Here is a 4470-nt window from a genome sequence, read left to right as displayed (position 1 = left end):
CCTCCTCGATGACCTTCTGGTGTCGCCGTTGGATGGAGCACTCGCGCTCCCCCACCGCCCAGACGGTCCCGTGGGAGTCGGCCATGACCTGGACCTCGATGTGGCGGCCCCGTTCGAGGAACCGCTCGCAGAACACCGCGTCGTCACCGAAGGCCGACCTGGCCTCGCGTCGCGCGGCGGCGATCTCGTCGTGGAGCGCGTCGAGGGTGCGGACGATCCGCATGCCCCGACCGCCGCCGCCCGCGGACGCCTTGACGAGTACCGGGAGCATGTCCTCGGTCACGTCGGCCGGCTCGAGATCGGTGAGCATGGGCACGCCCGCCTCGCCCATCATCTTCTTGGCCTCGATCTTCGAGCCCATCGCCTCGATGGCGGGCACCGGCGGGCCGACCCAGGTGAGCCCCGCGTCGATCACGTCGCGGGCGAACCCGGCGTTCTCGGACAGGAACCCGTAACCCGGGTGGATCGCGTCGGCGCCGGCAGCCCTCGCCGCGGCGATGAGAAGGTCACCACGCAGGTAGGTCTCCGTGGGGGTACTGCCGGGCAACCGGACCGCCGCGTCCGCCTCACGGGCGTGCGGGGCGTCCGCGTCGGCATCGGAGTAGACGGCGACCGTGGTCATGCCCAGGCCGCGGGCGGTGTGGTGGACGCGGCGGGCGATCTCACCGCGGTTGGCGACGAGAACCGAGGTGATCGGGGCGACGGTGGTCTGGGCCGGAGTCGTCGGCGCAGGGGTGGGTGCGTTCTGCATGATGGAGTTCCTCACATCCGGAAGACGCCGAAGCGGTCGGTTCCGGCGACGTCTCCGGAGTGGATCGCGGACAGGCTCAGACCCAGGACGGTCCGGGTGTCGCGGGGGTCGATGATGCCGTCGTCGTAGAGCATCCCGGACAGGAAGGCCGGCAGCGATTCCTTCTCGATCTGGTCGGCGATCATGGTCTTGAGACCGTCGATCGTCTCCGGGCTCATCTCCTCACCCCGCGCGGCCGAGGCCGCGGCGGCCACGGAGGTCACCACGTCGGCGAGCTGCTGACCCCCCATGACCGCGGACTTGGCGCTCGGCCACGTGTAGAGGAACCGGGGGTCGAACGCGCGGCCGCACATGCCGTAGTGGCCCGCGCCGTAGGAGGCCGCGGTGATGAGCGACAGGTGCGGGACCTCGGAGTTGGAGACCGCGTTGATCATCATCGAACCGTGCTTGATGATGCCGCCGCGCTCGTACTCCGAGCCCACCATGTAGCCGGTGGTGTTGTGCATGAAGAGCAGCGGGGTGTCGTACCGGTTGGCCAACTCGATGAACTGCGTGGCCTTCTGCGCCTCCGCGCTGAACAGCACACCGCGGGCGTTGGCGATGATGCCGACCGGGTACCCGTGGATCTCGGCCCACCCGGTCACCAGGCTCGCCCCGTAGAGCGGCTTGAACTCGTCGAAGTCGGACCCGTCCACGACGCGCGCGATGATCTCCCGCGGATCGAACGGGATCTTGAGGTCGTCGGGGACGATGCCCAGGAGGTCCTCGGCGTCGTACAGCGGCGGGGCGACCTCGGCGCGCGGGGCGCGCCCGGCCTTGGTCCAGTTGAGCCGGCGCACGATACCGCGCGTGATGCGCGCGGCGTCGGCCTCGTCGGTGGCCAGGTGGTCGGCCAGACCGGAGACGCGGGCGTGCATGTCGGCGCCGCCGAGGGTCTCCTCGTCGGCGATCTCGCCGGTGGCGGCCTTGACGAGGGGCGGCCCCGCGAGGAACACCTTCGAGCGCTCCTCGATCATGACCACGTGGTCGCTCATCCCCGGGACGTACGCTCCGCCCGCGGTGGAGTTCCCGTAGACCACCGCGATCGTGGGGATGCCCGCCTTCGACAACCGGGTGAGGTCGCGGAAGAGCGCCCCTCCCGGGATGAACACCTCCTTCTGGGTGGGCAGGTCGGCGCCCCCGGACTCGACGAGGCTGATCACCGGGAGCCGGTTCTTCATGGCCACGTCGTTGAGTCGGAGGATCTTGCGCAGGGTCCACGGGTTGGACGTGCCCCCCTTGACCGTGGGGTCGTTGGCGATCACGAGGCACTCCACGCCCTCGACGACGCCGATGCCGGCGACCACGGAGGCGCCGGTCTGGAAATCGGATCCCCACGCGGCGAGCGCACACAGCTCGAGAAACGGGGATTCGCGGTCGAGGACCATGTCGATCCGCTCCCGGGCGGTGAACTTGCCCCGCTCGCGGTGGCGGGCGACCTTGCGCTCGCCGCCTCCGGCGAGAGCGGGGTCGAGATCGGCCGCGAGCTGGGCGAGCTTGTCCTCCATCGCGGCTCTGGCGGCACCGAACTCGGCGCCGGTGGTGTCGAGGGTGGATCGTAGGAGGCTCATGCGGTGTACCCCAGACGGCGTCCGGCGAGGGTGGTGAGGATCTCGGTGGTGCCTCCGCCGATGCCCAACAGGCGGACGTCGCGGAACTGTCGGCTCACCTCGGACTCGGCCATGTATCCGAGTCCCCCGAAGAGCTGGAGTGCCTGCGTCGCGACCCACTCCGCGCACTCGACAGCGGTGTTCTTGGCAAAGCAGACCTCGGCGATCGCATCGTGCCCCGCCTCGGCCAGGTCCACGCAGCGGTGGGTGTAGGTGCGGGCGACGTCGATGCGGCGGGCCATCTCGGTGACGGTGTTCTGCACGGCCTGCCGGGAGAGCAGGGGTCGGCCGAAGGTCTCGCGTTCGCGGACCCAGTCCAGGGTCAGGTCCAGGCAGCGCTGGGCGTGGGAGTACCCCTGCGCGGCCAGCGCCGCGCGCTCTCCCACGAAGCCGATCGCGATCTGGGCGAACCCGTCGTTCTCGGCGCCGACGAGGTTCTCCACGGGAACCCGGCAGTCGGTGAACGTCAGCTCGGCGGTGTCCGAGGCGCGCCAGCCCAGCTTGTCCAGCGGAGCCGAACGGTGGAAACCGGGGGTGTCGGTGGGGATCACCAGCAGACTCACGCCTGCCGCTCCCCTGAGCTCGTCGCCACCGGTGCGCACGGCGGTCACCACGAAGTCGGCGCGGGTGCCGGAGGTGATGTACGTCTTGGCGCCGTTGACGACGTAGTGGTCCCCGTCCCGGCGGGCGGTGGTGGTGAGACGCCCGACGTCGGAGCCCCCACCGGGTTCGGTGATCGCCAGGGAGCCGATCATCTCGCCGGCGAGAGTGGGGGCGACCCAGCGCTCGATCTGGTCGGGCCTGCCGGACTGGGCCAGGTGTGGCGTGGCGATACCGCAGGTGAACAGTGAGGCGAACACACCGCCGGAGACCCCGGCCTCGTGGAGGGCCTCGCACACGATCAGCGAGTCCCGCATGCCGCCGCCCCCGCCGCCGGCCTCCTCCGGGAACGAGACGCCGAGCAGGCCCAGCTGACCGGCCTTGGCGTGGAGCTCACGAGGGAGCACGCCCGCGGCCTCCCACTCGTCCTGGTGGGGCAGGATCTCGCGCTGGGCGAAGCGGGTCGTGGTCTCGCGCAGGGCGAGACTCTCGTCGGAGTACCAGGGGTCGCCCGGTACGTGGGGCGGGATGGTCACGAGTTCTCCTTCGCGGGTGCCGGAACGGCGAGGACGGGGGCGGTGATGTCGTGGGGGACGTCGACGACGCGGGAGCGCAGCCACTCGGCGAGACCCTTGGCCTGCGGATCCCAGCGGTAGCCGTGGGCGACTCCCTTGCCGAGCAGGCCGTCGACGACGAAGTTCAGGGCGTTGATGCGCGGCAGCTCGTACCGCTCGATCGCCAGGTCGGCGGTCTCGGGGAGAAGTCGGCGGATCTCTTCGACGGTGAGGGTGTCGCGCATCCAGCGGTAGGCCTTCTGATCACCGGCCCACAGTCCGATGTTGGCGGTGCCGCCCTTGTCGCCCGAGCGGGCGCCGAGCACGTCCCCCAGCGGCCTCCGGGTGGTGGACTCCGAGGACGACCACTCCGGCAGCGGAGCTCCCTCGGCGTCGAGTCCGTCGGACGCGTGGCCGTCGCCCATCTCACGGGTGTCCTCCGGAGGCGCTATGTCGACCCTCGTGCCGTCGGGCAGCACCGCGACATGAGGGATCGCGTCCTGCGGGAGGTAGGCGGGGACGTACACGCCGTACGGGCCCCCGCGTCCGGGCGGCGCGCTGGGGGTGGCACCCGGGTAGCTGGCCAGCGTCATCGCGACGGCGGCGTCCGAGAAGGCGCGGCCCACGACGTCGGGGTCCGGATCCCACGCGACGATGGTGAGCAGCGCGGTCGCGGCGGCCTGGGTGTCGGCGTCGGGGTGGTCGGTGCGCTGCAGACGGAAGTCGATCTCCGCGGGTCGCGTGGCCAGCCCGGCGAGGAACTGGCGCTCCACGAGCGCCGCCTTGTCCTCGATGTCCAGCCCGGTGAGCAGGAAGGTGAGCTCGTTGCGGAAGCCGCCGAGGCACGTCACGGAGACCTTGGTGGTGGGCGGGGCCGCCTCTCCCACCACGCCGGAGATCCTCACCCGGTCGGGCC

General features: G+C 71.0%; 4 protein-coding genes. All 4 read right to left on the bottom strand.

All coding sequences use genetic code 11. The features are described 5' to 3' along the window. A partial coding sequence (locus G6026_RS13855) for a biotin carboxylase N-terminal domain-containing protein (RefSeq protein ID WP_277815616.1) occupies positions 1 to 751 on the bottom strand: 751 nt, incomplete at its 3' end. Between the two features lie 11 nt (positions 752 to 762). After that, positions 763 to 2361 (bottom strand): carboxyl transferase domain-containing protein, encoded by a 1599-nt coding sequence (locus G6026_RS13850; RefSeq protein ID WP_182613509.1) that lies wholly within the window; start codon positions 2359 to 2361, stop codon positions 763 to 765. Continuing rightward, on the bottom strand, positions 2358 to 3536 hold the full coding sequence (locus G6026_RS13845; RefSeq protein ID WP_107757071.1) for an acyl-CoA dehydrogenase family protein: 1179 nt from the start codon (positions 3534 to 3536) through the stop codon (positions 2358 to 2360). Before G6026_RS13845 ends, G6026_RS13850 begins: the two co-directional genes overlap by 4 nt. Then, a partial coding sequence (locus G6026_RS17500) for an acyclic terpene utilization AtuA family protein (RefSeq protein WP_241728093.1) occupies positions 3533 to 4470 on the bottom strand: 938 nt, incomplete at its 5' end. The genes G6026_RS17500 and G6026_RS13845, both read right to left, overlap by 4 nt.

Source organism: Dietzia sp. DQ11-38-2 (genome assembly GCF_014145055.1).
Lineage (GTDB): Bacteria > Actinomycetota > Actinomycetes > Mycobacteriales > Mycobacteriaceae > Dietzia.
Note: the sequence above shows the minus strand (reverse complement) of the source record. Positions and strands in the feature narration are given on the sequence as shown.